This is a genomic window from Lacrimispora sp. 38-1 (assembly GCF_049890855.1).
Classification (GTDB): Bacteria; Bacillota; Clostridia; order Lachnospirales; family Lachnospiraceae; genus Lacrimispora.
Genome location: NZ_JBANEW010000103.1, coordinates 1 through 19,386, shown reverse-complemented (window position 1 = coordinate 19,386; position 19,386 = coordinate 1). Strand labels below are relative to the sequence as shown.

General features: G+C 44.1%; 17 protein-coding genes. 6 read left to right on the top strand and 11 right to left on the bottom strand.

The features are described from left to right. Positions 1–9: 9 nt before the first annotated feature. The 3 genes from V7D18_RS27585 to V7D18_RS27575 form a co-directional block, all read right to left on the bottom strand. A complete protein-coding gene (locus tag V7D18_RS27585) occupies positions 10–1,113 on the bottom strand; it encodes an ABC transporter permease (RefSeq protein ID WP_426159301.1) in 1,104 nt (367 codons plus the stop codon). Beyond that, complete coding sequence (locus tag V7D18_RS27580; RefSeq protein WP_426159299.1) at positions 1,110–2,639, bottom strand: ABC transporter ATP-binding protein; 1,530 nt, start codon at positions 2,637–2,639, stop codon at positions 1,110–1,112. Before V7D18_RS27580 ends, V7D18_RS27585 begins: the two co-directional genes overlap by 4 nt. Positions 2,640–2,747: 108 nt before the next feature. Beyond that, complete coding sequence (locus V7D18_RS27575) at positions 2,748–4,022, bottom strand: BMP family ABC transporter substrate-binding protein (RefSeq protein ID WP_426159297.1); 1,275 nt, start codon at positions 4,020–4,022, stop codon at positions 2,748–2,750. A gap of 342 nt (positions 4,023–4,364) precedes the next feature. Between V7D18_RS27575 and V7D18_RS27570 the strand changes: the two genes are divergently transcribed. Then, positions 4,365–5,963, top strand: a complete 1,599-nt coding sequence (locus V7D18_RS27570) for a CTP synthase (RefSeq protein ID WP_426159296.1) — start codon at positions 4,365–4,367, stop codon at positions 5,961–5,963. A 100-nt stretch (positions 5,964–6,063) separates the two neighbouring features. Here the strand turns inward: V7D18_RS27570 and V7D18_RS27565 are convergent, their stop codons facing one another. Further along, on the bottom strand, positions 6,064–6,939 hold the full coding sequence (locus V7D18_RS27565; RefSeq protein ID WP_426159294.1) for a TraX family protein: 876 nt from the start codon (positions 6,937–6,939) through the stop codon (positions 6,064–6,066). A 96-nt stretch (positions 6,940–7,035) separates the two neighbouring features. Continuing rightward, entirely contained in the window at positions 7,036–7,506 is a 471-nt protein-coding gene (locus V7D18_RS27560; protein ID WP_426159291.1) for a hypothetical protein, read from the bottom strand. A 526-nt stretch (positions 7,507–8,032) separates the two neighbouring features. Here V7D18_RS27560 and V7D18_RS27555 point away from each other — a divergent pair. The 5 genes from V7D18_RS27555 to V7D18_RS27535 all read left to right on the top strand — a co-directional run bounded on the left by V7D18_RS27555 (position 8,033) and on the right by V7D18_RS27535 (position 12,896). Beyond that, positions 8,033–9,211 (top strand): ABC transporter substrate-binding protein, encoded by a 1,179-nt coding sequence (locus V7D18_RS27555; protein ID WP_426159289.1) that lies wholly within the window; start codon positions 8,033–8,035, stop codon positions 9,209–9,211. Positions 9,212–9,337: 126 nt separating this feature from the next. Continuing rightward, on the top strand, positions 9,338–10,219 hold the full coding sequence (locus V7D18_RS27550) for a branched-chain amino acid ABC transporter permease (protein ID WP_117417363.1): 882 nt from the start codon (positions 9,338–9,340) through the stop codon (positions 10,217–10,219). 10 nt (positions 10,220–10,229) lie between these two features. After that, on the top strand, positions 10,230–11,333 hold the full coding sequence (locus V7D18_RS27545) for a branched-chain amino acid ABC transporter permease (protein WP_426159288.1): 1,104 nt from the start codon (positions 10,230–10,232) through the stop codon (positions 11,331–11,333). Next, the gene (locus V7D18_RS27540; RefSeq protein ID WP_117417361.1) at positions 11,333–12,199 is read left to right on the top strand and encodes an ABC transporter ATP-binding protein; all 867 of its coding nucleotides are present in this window, start codon (positions 11,333–11,335) and stop codon (positions 12,197–12,199) included. The genes V7D18_RS27545 and V7D18_RS27540 overlap by 1 nt, the downstream gene beginning before the upstream one ends. Next, positions 12,186–12,896 carry an ABC transporter ATP-binding protein gene (locus tag V7D18_RS27535; RefSeq protein WP_117417360.1) on the top strand — a complete coding sequence of 237 codons (711 nt, stop codon included), beginning with the start codon at positions 12,186–12,188 and terminating at the stop codon, positions 12,894–12,896. The genes V7D18_RS27540 and V7D18_RS27535 overlap by 14 nt, the downstream gene beginning before the upstream one ends. Positions 12,897–12,951: 55 nt before the next feature. Here V7D18_RS27535 and V7D18_RS27530 read toward each other — a convergent pair whose 3' ends face one another. From V7D18_RS27530 to infB, 6 genes are all read right to left on the bottom strand, one after another. Further along, the gene (locus tag V7D18_RS27530) at positions 12,952–13,995 is read right to left on the bottom strand and encodes an NlpC/P60 family protein (RefSeq protein WP_426159285.1); all 1,044 of its coding nucleotides are present in this window, start codon (positions 13,993–13,995) and stop codon (positions 12,952–12,954) included. 57 nt (positions 13,996–14,052) lie between these two features. After that, a complete protein-coding gene (locus V7D18_RS27525) occupies positions 14,053–15,009 on the bottom strand; it encodes a bifunctional riboflavin kinase/FAD synthetase (RefSeq protein WP_426159284.1) in 957 nt (318 codons plus the stop codon). Further along, complete coding sequence (gene truB, locus V7D18_RS27520) at positions 15,009–15,914, bottom strand: tRNA pseudouridine(55) synthase TruB (RefSeq protein WP_426159282.1); 906 nt, start codon at positions 15,912–15,914, stop codon at positions 15,009–15,011. The genes V7D18_RS27525 and truB overlap by 1 nt, the downstream gene beginning before the upstream one ends. A gap of 12 nt (positions 15,915–15,926) precedes the next feature. Continuing rightward, positions 15,927–16,877 (bottom strand): DHH family phosphoesterase, encoded by a 951-nt coding sequence (locus tag V7D18_RS27515; protein ID WP_426159281.1) that lies wholly within the window; start codon positions 16,875–16,877, stop codon positions 15,927–15,929. 12 nt (positions 16,878–16,889) lie between these two features. Further along, on the bottom strand, positions 16,890–17,252 hold the full coding sequence (gene rbfA / locus V7D18_RS27510; RefSeq protein WP_097003092.1) for a 30S ribosome-binding factor RbfA: 363 nt from the start codon (positions 17,250–17,252) through the stop codon (positions 16,890–16,892). A gap of 87 nt (positions 17,253–17,339) precedes the next feature. Continuing rightward, the coding region (gene infB, locus V7D18_RS27505) for a translation initiation factor IF-2 (protein WP_426159278.1) at positions 17,340–19,386 on the bottom strand (2,047 nt) is incomplete at its 5' end.

Here is a 19,386-nt window from a genome sequence, read left to right as displayed (position 1 = left end):
TTCTCCTTCCTATTCTTCTGCCGCAGCCTGTTTTGTTCTTCGTATTCTGATTTTATAATCAATAAAAAATTCACAGCCCAGGATGAAGAACAGAATGATGCCGGTGATTACGTCTGCCGCATTTTCATTTAAATTGAACTGGGATGCAATCTGTCCTGCACCTTTCTGCATGAAAACAAGGAAAAACGATACCAAAATCATGGCGAAGGTATTAAACTTACTCATCCATGATACGATAATCGCTGTAAATCCTCTTCCTCCGGCAGTGCTGGTGGAAATGGTGTGGCTTGCTCCGCTTACAATGATAAAACCTGCAATTCCGCATACTGCACCGGAAATAGCCATGGTTCTTAAAATTACCTTTTTTACATTGATTCCTGCATATCTGGCCGTGTTGCCGCTTTCGCCCACAACCGCAATTTCATACCCCTGCTTGCTGTATCTTAAATAGATAAACATGGCAATGGTCAGAGCCAGTACAATCACCAGATTCCAGCCGTATTCCAGACCAAACAGTTTGGGAAGCCAGCCTCCTTTTGTGGCGGAGTTAATGGTACCGACTGAGTTGGAGCCTTTGGGATTTTCCCAGAATATTATTCCAAAGGTGACAACCTGCATGGCAACGTAATTCATCATCAGTGTGAAAAGTGTTTCGTTGGTATTCCAGTAAGCCTTGAAAAATGCGGGAATAACGCCCCATGCCATAGCTGCCAGAGCACTTCCTGCAAACATTAAGGGGAATAAAATCACAGGAGGAAGCGTGTTTCCCAAATAAATCATCATGGCTGCAGAGGTCACGCCTCCGATGAGCACCTGACCTTCCGCTCCGATATTCCAGAACCTCATCTTAAATGCTGGTGTGATACCGACTGCAATGCAAAGGAGTACCAGCGTATCCCGGATGGTCATCCATGCACGGCGTTTTGTACCCACTGCTCCTTCAAAAATCCCTTTATAAACCTCTACCGGATTTAACCCCGTAAGAGCGATAATGACACCTGCGCAGACAACCAGAGACAGTGCCACAGCAATCAGACGGATCAGCCACGCCTTCCAGGGCTCTATGGCTTCCCGCTTTGTCATCTGAAAAACCGGTTCCTTTCCCTTACTCATCCTTGTGTTCCTCCTGTCTTCATCATCAGTTTTCCGATTTCTTCTTTTGTGGCGGTCCTTCCGTCTACAATGCCGCTGATCTCTCCGCCGCACATAACAAGGATTCTGTCACAAAGCTCCATCAATACGTCAAGATCCTCTCCTACGCAGACAACTGCAGTTCCCTGCTTCTTCTGTTCATTGAGAAGATGGTAAATGGTGTAAGAGGAGTGAATGTCAAGTCCGCGCACCGGATAAGCAACCAGCATAACCGATGGAGCCAGAGAGATCTCTCTTCCTACCAGAACTTTCTGGACGTTACCTCCGGAAAGCTTCCGTACCGGGACAGCCGTTCCCGGAGTGGCGATCTCAAGCTCTTCAATCAGGCGCTCTGCAAGACCCTTTGGCGCTTTCCTGTCAGCGAAAAAGGATCTGCCCTTCCGGTAGCTTCGAAGCATCATGTTATCTGTCATATCCATGGCTCCTACAAGTCCCATTCCCAGACGGTCCTCCGGAACAAAGGATAAACGGACTCCGATTCTTGCAATCTCGGCCGCTGTCATGGAAGTCAGTTCCTTTTCCCCTCCTTCCGGCGGGAAATAGGAAATGGAGCCTTCCGCAGACGGAATGAGGCCTGCGATTGCTTCCAGAAGCTCTCTCTGTCCGCTTCCTGCCACGCCCGCGATTCCAAGGATTTCACCGCTGTTGGCTGTAAAGGATGCATTGTTTAAGGTCTTTACCCCTTCCCTGCTGATACAGGTCAGTCCCTTTACATTAAGACGCTCTTTGGGAGATACCGGGTCCGGACGCTCGATATTTAAGCTCACCTTTTTCCCAACCATCATCTCCGTTAAGGACTCTTCTGTGGCGTCCTTTGTATCAATGGTACCAATGTACTGACCTTTTCTCAAAACAGCCACCCGGTCAGAAAGGGAAAGAACCTCATTGAGTTTATGTGTAATAATGATAATGGAGTGGCCGGCCTTTTTCATATTGCGCAAAACAGCAAACAGACGGTCAGCTTCCTGAGGGGTTAAAACGGCGGTAGGCTCATCAAGAATTAAAATATCAACGCCGCGGTAAAGCATCTTCACAATTTCAACCGTCTGCTTCTGGGATACGGACATCCGGTAGATTTTCTGGTCAGGATCCAAGTCAAATCCATATTTACCGGTCAGTTCATTGATCTTATCATTCACTGCTTTCCGGTCCAGAATCTCTTTTCCTGGTAATCCCAGAATGATGTTCTCTGCTGCAGTGAGAACATCCACCAGCTTAAAATGCTGATGAATCATACCGATTCCCAGATCAAACGAGTCTTTGGGAGACCGTATGGTGACCTCTTTTCCATGAATAAATATCTGTCCCTCGTCCGGATAGTAAATACCCGAAATCATATTCATAAGAGTAGTCTTTCCGCTTCCGTTCTCACCCAGAATGGAGAGAATCTCTCCCTTTTTTAAAGACAGGCAGACTTTGTCATTGGCAACTACCTGGCCAAACCGTTTTGTGATATTTTTAAGTTCAATGGCATTATTTTCGTTCACCCGGCTAACCTCCGTTTCATTTTTTCCTCATTTTTCCATTGTCTCATACAACCGCAAAAAGCGGGCCAGATAATCTGGCGCCGCTTTCTGTTCATATCCGGCGAAATCTTAGTTATCGATGGTGGTAATGCCATCAATTAAAATATCAAATGCCGGTGCGGAACCGTGCTCAGACTCATGGAAATAACCATCTTCAATATACTCCACATCGCTTCCGTCTTTTTTATAGGTCTCCAGTTTTTTGCCGCCTACAGTAAAGGTAGAAGTATCAAATACATGAAGAGTTCCTGCCTTGATGGCATCTTCCACTTCTTTTACCTTCTCCTCGGTTCCGGGAGCTACAGCATCTTTGTTCAGTTCTGTAATGGAGTTTGCTCCATCTTTGTAACCCTGGCACCAGTCAGTATCAATGGCCTTGCCGTCAATGACACTCTGTACTGCATAAGTTACATATGGGCCCCAGTCGATGGATGCAGAAGTAAGTGCTGTCTTCGGAGCGGTTGCGATCATGGAAATGTTATATCCAACGATTGGAACGCCTGCTGCCTCACATGCCGTAGGAGCACCGGTTGTATCAGCATGCTGGCTGATTAATACACAACCGTCGGAAATCAGCGCATCTGCCGCTTCCTTCTCAAGATCAAAGCTTGCCCAGCTGTTTGTATACTTCACTTCCATGGTTGCCTCCGGACATACGGAACGGACACCTAAGAAGAAAGAAGTATAACCGCTGATTACCTCTGCGTAAGGATAAGCGCCTACGTAACCAACTTTTACTGCATCCTTATTTACCTTGCCGTCTTCTACCATCTTGTTTAACTTAAGACCAGCAACAACACCGGATACATAACGTGATTCATAAACGTTTGTAAAGTAGTTATGCATGTTGCTCAGTCCGCTTGTTGCAGCCTGAAAGCCGGTTGCGTGACAGAACTGTACATCCGGATATTCTTTTGCAGCTTCCAGCATATAGGATTCATGTCCGAAACTGTTGGCAAAAATGATGTTGCAGCCCTGATCAGCAAGATCCATTGCTGCATCCTTACAGGTTTCGTCTTCCGGCACATTCCATTTAATAATGATCTGATCGTCAGATAAACCAAGAGCCTCTTTCATTTCCATGGCTCCCTTGTAATGAGCTGCCGTATAGCCCTCGTTTTCATCACCAACATAGATAAATCCAACTTTTAAATCTTCTTTGGCAATGCCGCCTTTGGCAGCTTCTGTGGTTTCAGCTTTTGACTCTGTCTTGGCAGAATCCGAAGCCTGTGTCTCTGTTTTTTCTGCTGCGGTAGTCGCTTTTGGAGCAGAACCTCCGCATGCTGACAGGGACAGTGCCATCACACCTGCAAGTGCAAGGCCGACCATTTTCCTCAATTTCATAGACTTTTCCTCCTTATACATCGGCTGGGACCATGAAAAAACGTCAGGAAGGGCCTATGGCTCACCTGACGTAATTGTCATACCCTTATTTAATGTAAAAATACATTTATTAGTATATCATTCTTTTTCTGCTTGTCAATAAGGAAGGTTAATATCTGGACAAATTTTTATAATTCTCTTTTATGATTTCTTTCTCCTTTTCAGGACATAATATTTATAGTAAATGTTTCCACTTAATTATCTTAGTTTTTTTAATTTACCACTAGATTTTTTATTAAAAAAGACGTATAATATTTTTTTTGAAAATATCCCCATACCATCACAGAAGGAGGTTACACTGTTATGTCAGTGAAATACGTATTTGTCACCGGAGGCGTTGTATCCGGACTTGGCAAAGGTATTACCGCAGCATCGCTTGGACGATTGTTGAAAGCCAGAGGCTACAAAGTAACAATGCAAAAATTCGATCCTTATATCAACATTGATCCAGGTACTATGAATCCGGTTCAGCATGGAGAAGTCTTCGTCACAGAGGACGGCGCAGAAACAGACCTTGACCTTGGTCACTATGAGCGGTTTATCGACGAAAGCTTAACAAAGAATTCCAATGTTACCACTGGTAAAGTCTATTGGAACGTACTGACCCGTGAACGGCGCGGGGATTTCGGGGGAGGCACCGTACAGGTTATCCCTCACATTACCGACGAAATAAAGAGCCGTTTTCACCGCAACCACAATTCCTCCGATACTGAGATAGCTATTATAGAAGTAGGCGGAACGGTAGGTGACATTGAAAGCCAGCCTTTCCTAGAGGCGATCCGACAATTCCAACACGAAGTAGGCCACGAAAATGCGATTTTAATCCACGTGACCCTGGTTCCATATCTGAAAGTTTCCGGCGAACTGAAAACAAAACCAACCCAGGCCAGTGTAAAAGATTTACAGGGAATGGGTATCCAGCCCGACATCATCGTATGCCGTTCCGAACTGCCCCTTGATGACGGAATCCGCAGCAAAATCGCACAATTCTGTAATGTTCCCAAGACACACGTGATACAAAACCTGGACGTGGAAGTATTATATGAACTGCCTCTTGTAATGGAAGAGGAACATTTGGCTCAGGTTGCATGCGAGAGCTTACATTTACCCTGCCCGGAACCTGATTTAAAGGATTGGGCCGCAATGATCGATAACTGGAAACATCCGGAGCGCGAAGTAACCGTCGCTCTTGTAGGAAAATACATCCAGCTTCACGACGCTTATATTTCCGTAGTAGAAGCTTTAAAGCACGGCGGAGTTGTTAGCCGCGCAGACGTTCATATCAAGTGGGTGGATTCAGAGCTTGTTACCGACGAGAACGCTTCCGAATTCTTCAGTGACGTAGACGGAATTCTGGTTCCCGGTGGTTTTGGAAGCCGCGGAATCGAAGGCAAGATATCCACAATCCGTTATGCAAGAGAAAATAGAATTCCTTTCCTCGGTCTTTGTCTCGGTATGCAGATGGCAATCGTGGAGTTCGCCCGCCACGTAGTCGGTTTCAGTGACGCTCATTCCGTAGAGCTTGATGAAACCACCACCCATCCGGTGATCCATTTAATGCCTGACCAGAACGGCATCGAGGATATCGGCGGAACCCTTCGTCTCGGTTCTTATCCCTGTGTTCTGGACAAGTCCTCTAAGTCCTTTGAAGTTTACGGAGAGGAACTGATTCATGAACGTCACAGACACAGATATGAGGTAAACAACGATTACCGCGATGATTTAATCAAAGCTGGTATGAAGTTATCCGGTATCTCCCCGGATGGACGTATCGTGGAAATGATAGAAATTCCGGAACACCCATGGTTTATCGCGACTCAGGGACACCCGGAACTGAAATCCAGACCAAACAGACCTCATCCTCTGTTTAGAGAATTTATTCGCGCTGCTGTAAAGCATTAATAGAATGTTTTAGCATTCATCAGAATTATGGAGTCCGCACTCTTTTACCATGAGGCGGACTCTTTTTTCATTTTCTGACAAGACAGTTTTCAATTAATTTTTAATACACTCTGCTTAGAATAAAGAATATTAAGATATGGGCCGGATAAAAAATATAAAAAAAGTACTTCATGCTTTTTCCTTTTTCTCCGTTGTATAATAAAATAAATGGCAGAGCCCCTATCATCATCCATTGGATTGAATAGCGATCTATACCGATGACATGAAATCCTAAAAGAGGAAAAATAAATCTTAATATATAAAAAAGAATATCATAATCATAATAGTCTAATCTTGAAATGATTCTGGGAACTATTCCAGCCATAGTAATGAAAGAGTATAAGAAACAAAAAAGAGAATAATAGATTGCTATATATTTTTTGTTATCTTTAATAAAATAAAAAATCACCCCAAGGGATACAAAAATGAAGCCCCCTTCGTTAAAGAACATATTTCCCATAAAACCTGTGAATAGAAAAATCATATTATCGAAGTATATGTCAACATAAAAACAAACAAATAGACCGACCACCTGCCAAACACAATAACACAATAAATAAGTCTTGAATTTAGGATGATTTTCACGTTTATATTCAATCAACCTTATTATTACCCCAATACAAAATAAAGTCACAAATATATTATTGTTTATTATATCACCATTTGCGAAGCAGTTTAATATGTAGTCCAGGATTCCCATTCCTAATCCAAACAGATACATACGTAACAGATAGACTTTTTTATTCCTTGTATAGGAAAACCCTGTTACCATGCAAAAAATAAATATAGGGGCAGACAATCTACCAATATATCGAAACCAGACTGGCGCTAATGGAAAAAAGAGACCAATGTGGTCTATGATCATAAAGACTAAAGCTAATATCTTCAAACTAAATGTAGTCAAATACTCACCTCTTAAATATATATTTAATATCATCTTCCAGATAAATGGAGATGGATACTTATTATAACAAAAAGTACCCTAATAATTTAACATTAGGGTACTTTTATTACTTAAAAACTTATTATTATTTTACTGATTTCCACATACAGTCCCTTTAAAATCTGATGGAGCAGCAAATTCAATAAAATAATATTTACTGCTACTTAATTCTGAGAAACTAGATGATGTCTTTCCATTTGCAGGTATTGTAACTTTTTTTACTCCATAATTAACATTTCCCCATTTAGTATAACTACATAAATTTACTTTTAAGTCTTTTGAACTATTATTAGTAATACTATAAGATATTGATGTTACTCCTTTAAAACATTTATCAGTATATAAATCACTACGTGATGCCGAACCTGATACTGTATAGTTATCACCAATATCATAAACTGATTTTTTACTTGGTGTTGAAGTGCTATCAGGTTTAATTATGCCAGTATCATTAATTATAGGTGGTATTTTTGAAACACCCACGTTAGCTGCTGCAAAAGCAGTTAATGGAAAACACATAATCAATGTTAAACATAAAATCATAATTCTTTTTTTACTCATTTTAGTCCCTCCATAAATTAAACATCGTTGATTAACAATGAAATGATCAATTGTATTTATTTCACAAATAGTTATCAAATCAAAACCATTTCACTGTCAATATTTATCAAGTTTCATTTAACTCATAGTCGACTATAAATAAATAATATACCCATATAGCATTAATGTCAACCAAAGTGCTGTTAATATATTACATTTTGTTAATAAAGTATAATACTTTTAATTTTCTAGCAAACTAAGTAACACTATTATAAATAAGCATAAAATATTTTTTTGGAATGGAAATTGGCAATCCGATATGTCAAATTAACATAATACTTTTCCTTAGTCATTGCACATAAGCATTATATAATATTATATGCCTCCAGCATATTAGCATTCTGAAAATAAAAATTTACTTTATATTATTATTTTCTTTCATTTTTTTCTTGCACTTTTCTCATCTTCTGCTATAATATAATGCAACGTGTGTCTACACGGAGGACACTTGTTCTTGCATGAGATACACAAAAAGGAGGATAAAATTATGAAATTAAAAAAAGTATTTGCACTGACTATGGTAGCATGCTTAAGCGCCAGTGTAATCGCCGGATGCAGTTCCAGTCCCCAGACTGCAAAGGATAACGGTGAGAAGGTAATTAAGATCGGAGTTTTTGAACCAACCACCGGAGAGAACGGCGGCGGCGGAATGCAGGAAGTTTTAGGTATCCGTTATGCAAACCAGACTCACCCCACTGTGAAGATCGGCGGAGAAGAATATCAGGTTAAATTAGTGGAAGTTGATAATAAATCAGATAAGACAGAAGCCGTAAACGCAGCACAGAAGCTTGTCAGCGAAAAAGTTTCCGTTGTTCTTGGCAGCTATGGTTCCGGTGTATCCATTGCAGCCGGACAGATCTTCGCAGATGCAAAGATCCCTGCAATCGGAGCTTCCTGTACCAATCCTCAGGTTACCCAGGGCAACGATTTCTATTTCCGTGTATGCTTCTTAGATCCGTTCCAGGGTACTGTTATGGCAAACTACGCCAATGACAACGGAGCAAAGAAAGCCGCCATCATCACCCAGCTTGGCGACGACTATTCCTCCGGACTTGGTTCTTTCTTTAAGACAGCATTTACAGGACTTGGCGGAACGATCGTAAGCGAAGAGCAGTTCCAGACCAACCAGACAGATTTCAAGGCAATCTTAACCAACATCAAGGCACAGAACCCTGACATCATCTTCGCACCTTCTTCCATTACAACGGCTCCGCTTATTATCAAGCAGGCCCGCGAGCTTGGACTTACGGCTACCATTGCTGCAGGTGATACATGGGAGAACTCAACCATCATTGAAAATGCAGGTGACTCTGCCAACGGCATCGTGCTTTCCACGTTCTTTGATGAGGCAGAACCGGCTAACGATGAAGCAGCTTCCTTCATCTCCGGATTCAAGACATACTTAAAGGAACAGAAACAGGACGAAATCATTCCTGCCGTAGCAGCTCTTGGATATGACGCATACTTAAGCGCTCTTAAGGCAATTGAAACTGCAGGCTCCACAGATGGCACCGCAATCCGCGATGCATTAAAGGGAGTTACCATTGACGGCGTTACAGGAAGCATCTCCTTTGACGAGAACGGCGATGCAAAGAAAGATATGGCATTTATCAAGACCGTTGAAGACGGCAAATTCAAATTCTTAACAACAACTACAGTAAAATAAACGCACATACCGCGACAAAGCAGTCACGAACGGATGAGTGGGGACGTAATTCTTTCCCCACTCGTTCCATTTGCAGGCTGATTTTATGCATATTCCATACTAAACAGATAGGAGGCATTTTGCCACATGAGTCTTTCAACCTTTTTACAGCAGTGCCTGACCGGTATTTCCTTAGGCGGTGCTTACGCACTCATTGCCATTGGTTACACACTGGTTTACGGCATCCTGCGGCTCATCAATTTCGCACACGGTGACATCTTTATGATGGCAGGCTATTTTATGATTTTTGCAATGGCAACGTTTCCATGGTATATCGCCATTCCCATCGTCTTACTCATCACCGTCTTTTTAGGTGTTTCCATTGAGCGGGTGGCATACCGTCCTTTACGTACCGCACCAAGAATGTCTGTTATGATTTCTGCAATCGGTGTTTCCTACCTGCTGCAGAACCTGGCTACTTACTTATTTACGGCACTGCCAAAAGGATATCCGGAAATTCCATTTTTAAAGAAGATTTTTAAAATCGGCGGTCTTTCCGCATCATTTGTTACATTTCTGACACCAGTACTTACTTTAATCATTGTATACGCCCTGATTGTTCTCATTAACAAGACTAAAATCGGCATGGCTATGCGTGCTGTTTCCAAAGACTACGATACTGCTTCCTTAATGGGTATCAAAATCAACCGCGTTATCACCTTTACATTTGCCATCGGCTCTCTTCTGGCTGCAGTCGGCTCGATTCTGTATTTTACAGACCGTATGACCGTTTTTCCATTCTCCGGCTCCTTACCTGGCCTGAAATGTTTCGTAGCAGCAGTATTCGGAGGTATCGGAAGCATTCCCGGCGCTGTAATCGGCGGATTTATCCTGGGACTTGGGGAAACAGCTCTGGTCGCCATGGGTTATTCCACATTCAGCGACGCATTTACCTTTGTTCTGTTAATCATCATTCTCCTGATCAAGCCAACCGGCCTGTTTGGTGAGAAGACAACCGATAAAGTGTGAGGTGTCATCTATGAAAAAGAAAGTATTTTCCAAAAACAAACTTTATACCCTGATTACCTTATTGTTCACCATCGGCATTCTTGGTTTTCTGCAGGCTAACAGTGCCCAGTACAGCTATCAGATCTCCATACTGGAACGAAGCGCCATTTATGCGGTGGTTGCCGTTTCCATGAACTTACTGACTGGCTTTACCGGTCTGTTCTCCCTGGGTCAGGCTGGTTTTATGGCAATTGGAGCCTATACCGTGGCCATTCTTACCATCCCTGTGGAAACCAGAGCCAGTGTCTACTATGTAGACGGTATCGCTCCGTTCCTGGCTAATCTTCAGTGCCCTTACTGGCTTGCTCTGATTATAGCAGGATTGTTTGCTGCAGGAGTTGCCGCTTTGATCGGTATTCCGGTTCTCCGCTTAAAAAGTGATTACCTGGCAATTGCTACTCTGGGATTTTCCGAAATTATCCGTGCTGTGATTGCTGCACCTCAGTTAAACAAGGTGACAAACGGTTCTTATGGATTAAAGAGCATTCCAGGCTTTCCAAATCTTTATGTTGCATTCGGACTTTGTGCCCTCTGTATCCTTTTAATGGTTCTTTTGATCAACTCCTCTTACGGCCGTGCATTTAAGGCTCTCCGTGAAGATGAAGTGGCTGCTCAGGCCATGGGACTGAATCTGTTCCGTTACAAGGAGCTGGCATTTATTATTTCCTCCTTTTTCACCGGTGTGGGCGGAGGTCTTCTGGCGATCTTCATGCGCTCCATTGAGTCCAAGACCTTTTCCATCAACCTTACCTATGATATCCTGCTGATTGTGGTTTTAGGCGGTATCGGAAGCATCACCGGCAGCGTCATCGGTTCCTTCCTGGTAACTGCAGGCAGAGAATGGCTGAGATTCTTTGACAATCCGCTTTACATTGCAGGCGTTCAGATTCCTCTGTTCCGCTCGGGCTTTCGTATGGTAATCTTCTCAATCCTCCTTATGGCAGTGGTTCTCTTCTACCGCAGAGGTATCATGGGAAGCAACGAATTCTCCTGGGCTGGGCTGTTCCGGCTGATAAAAGGGATTCCAAACAAACTGAAAAAGAAAAATAAAGCACAGAAGGGAGAAAACGCATAATGTCAGCTACAGCAAAAACCAGTGCAAATGTACTTCATATGCAGGACGTTACCATGCAGTTCGGCGGTGTTGTGGCGGTAAACGGTTTAACTCTCGACGTAAATGAAGGTGAAATCGTTGCCTTAATCGGTCCCAATGGTGCTGGAAAAACTACTGCATTTAACTGCGTAACCGGTATCTATGAACCCACCTTTGGACAGGTGGACTTTATGGGCGAGACCATACTTTCCAACACACCAAAGGGAAAGATGCAGAAAATGTATCTGGGAGAAGTAAAACCCAGACCTCTCTCCATTGTACGTAATACTCCGGATATCATAACAAAAAAGGGAATTGCACGTACCTTTCAGAATATCAGGCTGTTCGGACAGCTGACTGTTTTTGACAACGTACTGATCGCAAAACATATGCGGGCAAAACAGAATGTATTTTCTGCCACCCTGCGCTTAAACAGCAAAGAAGAAGCCAGAATGCGGGAAGAGACCTCCGCTCTTTTAAAAGAGCAGAACTTACTGCATTTAAAAGATGAAATTGCCTCTTCTCTCCCCTACGGCCTTCAGAGACGGCTGGAAATTGCCAGAGCCCTTGCTACAGAGCCGAAATTCTTACTTCTCGATGAACCGGCTGCAGGAATGAATCCTCAGGAGACCCAGGAGCTTACTGATTTTATCAAACAGATCCGGGATTCCTACCACCTGACTGTATTAATGATTGAACACCATATGGATCTGGTTATGCAGATCTCCGACCGCATCTACGTTCTGGATTTCGGCAAACTGATTGCACAGGGTACGCCGGAAGAGATTCAGAACAACGAACGGGTAATTGAAGCATATCTGGGGGTGAGCGACGATGCTGAAGATTGATAACTTAAGAGTAAACTACGGCGGAATTGAAGCTGTAAAGGGGATCTCCTTTGAAGTACCGGATAAAAGCATTGTGACCTTAATCGGTGCAAACGGTGCCGGAAAAAGCACAACGCTCCGCTCCATCGTGGGTCTTGCAAAGCCCTCTGCCGGAAGCAGCATCACTCTGGACGGTCAGGAATTAATCGGAATGGATACTCCTGACATTGTTTCAAAGGGAATCGCACTGGTTCCGGAAGGACGCCGGGTATTTCCTGACATGACAGTCATTGAAAATATTAAAATCGGAGCTTATTTAAGAAATGATAATCTGGATGAGGATATCAACTGGGTCTATGACTTATTCCCACGGCTTAAGGAACGAAGCTGGCAGCTTTCCGGAACACTCTCCGGAGGCGAACAGCAGATGCTGGCGGTTGCCAGAGCACTCATGAGCCACCCCAGAATCCTCATGATGGATGAACCGTCTCTTGGGCTTGCTCCCTTAATTGTAAAGGATATCTTCTCAATTATAAAAGAGATTAACAAAAAGGGCGTGACAGTCCTTTTAATCGAGCAGAACGCCAATATGGCTCTCCATACGGCTGATGTGGGATACGTGCTGGAAACCGGGCGGATCACCATGTCAGGACCTGGAAAAGAACTTCTCGCAGATGAATCAGTAAAAGCTGCTTATCTTGGAAAAAAGAAAGATTAATAAAAAACGCAGACAGATGTTCGCCCACCGGGCATGCATCTGTCTGCGTTTTTATTTACTCGATCACCCGTCGTATGGTAACCGGTCTTCTGTAGTTCCAGGAGGAAATTTTAATCCCGCTTCTGCGATTGGCTGCATGAACGATCTTTCCCTGCCCGATATACATGGCAACGTGATCGATTTCCCTGCCGCTGGAATAAAATAAGAGATCGCCTGGCTCCATGACGGAAGATGGAATTGCCTCTCCCTCAGCAGCCTGCTCTCTGGAGGTGCGGTCCAGCTGGACACCTGCCGCATGCTCCATCACGTATTGAATGAAGCCTGAGCAGTCAGCACCTGTATTGGGGTTTGTTCCGCCCCAGCGGTATGGATTTCCAACGAATTTCACCGCATAGCTAACGACACGGTACCTCAGATCACCATTTTTCTCTGCCTCCGGAATGGTATAGGCAATGGTGGCATTCTCCGGTGCATAGGCATACGCAGTCTGTCCGTTGTATTCAATTTTGGCCCAGCCTCCGTTACGGGAAATGTAACGGTACGTTTCGCCCTCATGAATTCTTCCCACTATTTCTGAATTCGTATCAGGCTGTCTGCGGACACGAAGGGTCTCGATGTCTACCCGGAGCATCAGCTTCATATCATAATAAGCGATTGCTCTGGCCTCCTGCCCAGTGGCTAAGTATTTCCCGTATACATAACCGGTTACCTGCCCTGATTTTATTTTATACCAGCCATTCTCTTCGGACAGCACACTGCTGCCTGCGTGGCTTCTTAATTTCCCTACGACTTCCGCATCGTTCTTTGGTTCTTTCCTGATGTTTAAGGAATCCTCCACAACTGCTACCCCAAGGTTGTCAAAAATAGTATTGAAGGTTCCATACCTCACTTTTTCCTGCGTAAGACCGGCCGTGTTCTCCGTCGACTCCCGTTTTCTGGATTGCTGATACTGATCCATGTAGACCTCCATGCCTGCTACAGGCGTTCCGGTCTTAACGGCAGTCTCTGTTCTTGCGGCCTGTACATCTGCTGTTCCCATCCATACGGTACAACCGCAGGCGATGGCAAAGCCAAGTACTTTCCATGCTTTGTCAGTCATATGCACTTTCCTTCGCAAGTTTTTAATTGTGAAACGGGCAGTAAAAACGCCCCTTTCCTACTGCAACTGAGTGATTTCTTTTCCAGGCAGGTTCTTCAAATATTCTAATCCCAGTTCCCTGTCTCTTCCTATCTGTTCTTTTAACTGCTCAAGCCCCTCGAATTTCCGCTCCGGACGGATGAAGTGCAAAAGCTGTACCTCTATAGTCTTTCCATAAATATCCTGATCTATACCAAAAATGTAAGTTTCTGCACCTACCGGGGAAACACCCTCTACTGTGGGCTTTCTTCCAATATTGGTAATTCCGCCGTAATAGTTGCCGTCTACATAAACACGGGACACATAAACACCGAATACAGGCAGATGCTTTTCCGGGGGTGGAAGGATATTGGCGGTTGGAAATCCAAGTATGGCTCCGCCGATATGATTGCCGTGTACCACCTTGCCATGGATGGCATAAGGTTCACCCAGGAGTTCGTTGGCTTTTTCCATATTTCCAAGATCCAGCTGCTCTCTGATGTAGGTGCTGCTGATATCCCGGTGTTCGTCCTGCTCCTTGGGGATGACAATCAGTTCATAGCCATACCGGCTTTTAAGCTGCTCCAGAAGATCCGCATTCCCGGCTCCCTTATATCCGAAGGAACAGTCTGTACCCACCACAATGGTTCTGGCATTCATCTGTCCGGCCAGAATACGTCTTACAAACTCCTCAGGCTCCATTCTGGCAGTTTCCTCTGTAAAGGGATACTCCACCAGATAGTCGATTCCTGCCCTCTCCAGATTATTCTTCCGCTCCAGATTAGTGGTGATCACCGTCTGGGGAGTTCCGCTTACAAGCGTGCCCGGAGACATGTCAAATGTAAATACTGCTGTCTTATATCCCGTTTCTTTCCTGATTTCCAGCATTCGCTGCAGCAGCTTTTTGTGGCCTCTGTGCCGGCCGTCGAATTTTCCAAGGGTCACCACAGCAGGCTCTTCTATGTGAAATACTCTGGTTCCGGTGATGTATTCCATTATCTGCTACCTCCCAGAAAAACCTTCTGAGGCTTTAAAAGACTCCTGTCCCCGCCTGGCTCATAGATTCCGATAAACTCCATGGTGCTGTCGTAAACACGGACAGGACCATCCGACATATCGTATTCTCCCACAGCCTGGTTTCTCTGAAATGGGTTGCCGTTATGAACCAGCTTGTCAAACTCCTCTTTCATCACCAATTGGGGACAGGAAGAAAACACCTTGTCCACTGGAAGGATATGTTCTCCTAAAGTTCCATCATCCCGCAGCTCTTCAATCCTTGAGAGTGTAAGGCTGTCCTTTAAATAAAAATCCGACACCCGCGTTCTTAAGAGGGATTCCATACACCCGCCGCATCCCAGCTTTCTGCCGATATCATAGCAGAGTGTACGGATATAGGTGCCTTTGGAACAGCTGACCGTGATAGTGACTCTGGGAAGTTCCATCTTCTCTATATGGATTTCATAAATTTCCACAGGTCTGGCCTTGCGTTCTACCTCTTTGCCCGCTCTTGCCAGCTCATAAAGCTTCTTTCCATCCACTTTCAATGCCGAATACATGGGCGGTACCTGGTCATAATGCCCCAGAAAGCTCATGACAGCAGTCCTTACGTCTTCCTCTCCTGCCTCTACCGGAGAGCTGTTTAAAACGGTTCCTGTGGTGTCCTGGGTATCAGTCTCCATTCCAAGCAGCAGTACCGCCTCATAAGTTTTTGTTTTATCTGTCAACATGTCACACAGTTTGGTTGCCTTACCCAGACAGACAGGAAGCACTCCTTCCGCGTCCGGATCCAGCGTGCCTGTATGACCTATTTTTTTCTGTTTTAAAATACCTCTCATTTTCGCCACGACGTCATGAGAGGTAAAGCCTTTTTCTTTATACACATTAATAATACCGTCTGCCATTGCATGTATCTCCTAATTAAGCTGCCTGGTTATCTGATCCGACAGATTGTTGATCACGTCGTGAACACTTCCTGTCATGGTACAGCCGGCCGCTTTTTTATGTCCGCCCCCGCCGAAATATACGGCAATTTTACTTACATCAAGATCTGTGGTGGAACGCAGGCTTACCTTGTATTCCCTGCAGGAAGTTTCATATATGAAAATCGCACACTCCACGCCTTCTGTAATTCTTAACTGGTCAATGATTCCATCCATATCGGCGCTGCCGACACCGTAAAAATCCATTTCTTTTTTGCTGATGGCACTGAAAATACATTTGCCGTCATGAAAGGTGATGCTTTCTAATAAAGCTCTCCCTAAAATCTGGTTCTGTATATAGGTTTTCCGGTAAAAGCTGTCATCTATGATGCTGGAATAATTGATTCCCTTTTCCATCATCTTTCCCGCAATTTCCATGGTTTTTGCAGATGTACAGTCATATTTGAATACACCGGTATCATGGATAATTCCAGTATAGATGCATTCTGCCACCGCTTTGCTGATCTTGCTTTCATCAAGCAGACCATATAAAACCTCGCAGGTGGAGCTTGCATCTCCTCTGACTACATTTTCCGTTCCGTATCCCATATTTGTTATATGGTGATCCACACACAGACTTTTTTTCGCCGTGTTTAAGTACCTGACCGCTTCGCCGAAACGAAGCGTATCACTGCTGTCCAAGCAGATACAAAGATCATAACTCTGATCCCTGCTAAAATCGCTGACAATGCGGTCAATATTTTTTAAATATGCAAATTTTACAGATGGTTCTTCCAAATAAACCACTGCATGAATATCCGGATAATTTTCTTCCAGATAATTATAAACTGCCAGACAGGAACCGATACAGTCCCCATCCGGCCTCACGTGGCCAAGTATTGCCACGTCTTTCACATCTTTGAGAATTGCTTCAAGGAAACTCACAATGGCACCTCCTTACTCTTTGATGTCTTTCGTAACCTCGTCAATGAGTCTGGACATATTCACTCCATATTCAATGGACTGGTCCAGTATAAACTTAATTTCGGGTGTATTACGCAGATTCACTCTCCGGGCAAGTTCCCGGCGAATGTAGCCTTCTGCACTTTTCAGTCCTTCGATTGTTGCTTTTCCTGCTTCTTCGTCGCCCAGAATGCTGATATATGCCTTACAGAATTTCAGATCCGGAGTCACCTCAACAGCAACCACGGTTGTCATTGGATGAATTCTGGGGTCCTTGATTTCCAGACGGATAATCTGGCTTAATTCCTTCTGTACTTCCATATTAATTCTGGTATTCTTTATACTGTTTTTACGCATCTTATTCCTTTCGCTGTCTGCCCGCATATTCAAAAAGACCAGCCCGGTAAAACGGGCCCATCTTTTGAACGTTCAAGGGGAGAGTTCCTAGCGTGGAACCTCCACCATGGCATATGCTTCAATCATGTCATCTTCCATAATATCATTAAATTTCTCAAATACAAGGCCGCACTCGTAACCAGTTGCAACTTCTTTTACATCATCCTTAAATCTCTTTAAAGATGCAAGAGGTCCATCATAGATCTTCTCTCCCTGACGGGTGATGCGGACGCTGCAGCCTCTCTGGAATTTACCGTCCATTACATAGGAACCTGCGATGGTACCGACGCCGGATGCCTTGAAGGTCTGACGTACAACGGCATGACCGATGATCTTCTCTTCAAAGATCGGATCTAACATACCCTTCATGGCGGATTCCACATCTTCAATGGCCTGATAAATTACCTTGTAAAGTCTTAAATCTACTTTTTCCCTGTCTGCAATGGATTTTGCGGTCACATCAGGTCTGACATTGAAACCGATGATAATGGCATTGGATGCAGAAGCCAGAGAAACGTCTGATTCATTGATGGCACCAACACCGCCATGAATCACCTTAACCATAACTTCATCATTGGACAGCTTCACAAGACTCTGTTTTACTGCTTCCACAGAACCCTGAACATCTGCTTTTACAATAATAGGAAGTTCTTTTATATTACCAGCCTTAATCTGGGTGAACAAATCATCCAGTGACAGCTTCGCTTTTGTATCTTCCAGCAGCCGGTTCTTTCCTTCGGAGATAAATGTTTCCGCAAAGTTTCTTGCTTCTTTCTCATTCTCTGTACTGATCAGGACATCACCTGCACCAGGAACATCATTTAATCCCAGAATTTCTACTGGGGTAGAAGGACCTGCTTCTTTTACTCTCCGTCCCTTGTCATCCATCATGGCGCGGACTTTTCCGTAGCAGGAGCCTGCAGTAACAGTATCGCCTACACGTAAAGTTCCCTTTTGTACCAGAACTGTAGCAACTGGTCCCTTGCCCTTATCAAGCTCAGCCTCAATGATGAGACCTCTCGCATGGCGGTTTGCATTGGCTTTTAATTCTTTTACTTCTGCAGTAAGAAGAATCATTTCCAGAAGTTCCTTGATTCCTTCTTTAGTATGCGCAGATACAGGAACAAATATTGTACTTCCGCCCCAGTCTTCCGGAATTAATTCGTACTCAGACAGCTCCTGTTTCACTTTGTCAATGTTTGCACTTGGCTTATCAATCTTATTGATAGCAACAATGATCTCAACTTCGGCTGCTTTTGCATGGTTGATCGCTTCAATTGTCTGAGGCATTACACCATCGTCAGCTGCTACGACCAAGATAGCGATATCGGTAGACTGAGCTCCTCTCATACGCATGGCTGTAAATGCTTCATGGCCGGGTGTATCGAGGAAGGTGATTTTCTGACCGCTGATTTCTACGGTATAAGCACCGATGTGCTGGGTAATACCGCCTGCCTCTCTGGAGGTGACATTGGTCTGACGGATTGCATCAAGAAGAGAAGTTTTACCGTGGTCTACATGACCCATTACGCAGACAACCGGCGGTCTGGAAGCCATATCTTCCACATTTTCTTCTTCTTCTTTGAGGAGTTCTTCAATGACATCGATCTTAACTTCTTTCTCACAGAGAACTTCGTATTCCATCGCAATTTCTTCTGCCTGTTCAAAGTCGATTTCTGTGTTGAGGGTAACGATCTTGCCCTTTAAAAACAGCTTCTTTACGATGGCAGAAGGCTGAAGTTTCATCTTCTCTGCCAGCTCTTTTATGGTTAAAATCTCAGGTACGATAATGGTCTTGATTTCCTCAACTTTAGGTTCTACATGAACCGGCGGCAGAATGGGGGCTTTTCCACCCTTTGCTGTTGTTCTTCCCTTGCTGACGTCATCCTTGTCTCTCTTATCAAACCTGCCATTTTTATAGTTATTCTTTGTAGCTCTGTTACTGGTGGGTTTTGCCTGAATCGGAGTATCAAAACTTTTAGGTGCTCCGTCTCTGCCGGTACGTGCTCCCTGTGATCTTGGACCGCGGTTGTTATCGCCATCCTTGTCATTCTGATAGCCGCCGCCCTGCGGTCTTCCGTATCCCTGATAACCA

What these genes read in the sequence shown, in the direction of transcription:
- V7D18_RS27565 (WP_426159294.1), bottom strand. Translation starts at nt 6,939, where the DNA reads ATGATATTAAATATATATTTAAGAGGTGAGTATTTGACTACATTTAGT.
- rbfA (WP_097003092.1), bottom strand. Translation starts at nt 17,252, where the DNA reads ATGCGTAAAAACAGTATAAAGAATACCAGAATTAATATGGAAGTACAG.
- V7D18_RS27560 (WP_426159291.1), bottom strand. Translation starts at nt 7,506, where the DNA reads ATGAGTAAAAAAAGAATTATGATTTTATGTTTAACATTGATTATGTGT.
- V7D18_RS27540 (WP_117417361.1), top strand. Translation starts at nt 11,333, where the DNA reads ATGTCAGCTACAGCAAAAACCAGTGCAAATGTACTTCATATGCAGGAC.
- V7D18_RS27550 (WP_117417363.1), top strand. Translation starts at nt 9,338, where the DNA reads ATGAGTCTTTCAACCTTTTTACAGCAGTGCCTGACCGGTATTTCCTTA.
- V7D18_RS27570 (WP_426159296.1), top strand. Translation starts at nt 4,365, where the DNA reads ATGTCAGTGAAATACGTATTTGTCACCGGAGGCGTTGTATCCGGACTT.
- V7D18_RS27555 (WP_426159289.1), top strand. Translation starts at nt 8,033, where the DNA reads ATGAAATTAAAAAAAGTATTTGCACTGACTATGGTAGCATGCTTAAGC.
- V7D18_RS27585 (WP_426159301.1), bottom strand. Translation starts at nt 1,113, where the DNA reads ATGAGTAAGGGAAAGGAACCGGTTTTTCAGATGACAAAGCGGGAAGCC.
- V7D18_RS27575 (WP_426159297.1), bottom strand. Translation starts at nt 4,022, where the DNA reads ATGAAATTGAGGAAAATGGTCGGCCTTGCACTTGCAGGTGTGATGGCA.
- V7D18_RS27535 (WP_117417360.1), top strand. Translation starts at nt 12,186, where the DNA reads ATGCTGAAGATTGATAACTTAAGAGTAAACTACGGCGGAATTGAAGCT.
- V7D18_RS27525 (WP_426159284.1), bottom strand. Translation starts at nt 15,009, where the DNA reads ATGGAATACATCACCGGAACCAGAGTATTTCACATAGAAGAGCCTGCT.
- V7D18_RS27545 (WP_426159288.1), top strand. Translation starts at nt 10,230, where the DNA reads ATGAAAAAGAAAGTATTTTCCAAAAACAAACTTTATACCCTGATTACC.
- V7D18_RS27530 (WP_426159285.1), bottom strand. Translation starts at nt 13,995, where the DNA reads ATGACTGACAAAGCATGGAAAGTACTTGGCTTTGCCATCGCCTGCGGT.
- truB (WP_426159282.1), bottom strand. Translation starts at nt 15,914, where the DNA reads ATGGCAGACGGTATTATTAATGTGTATAAAGAAAAAGGCTTTACCTCT.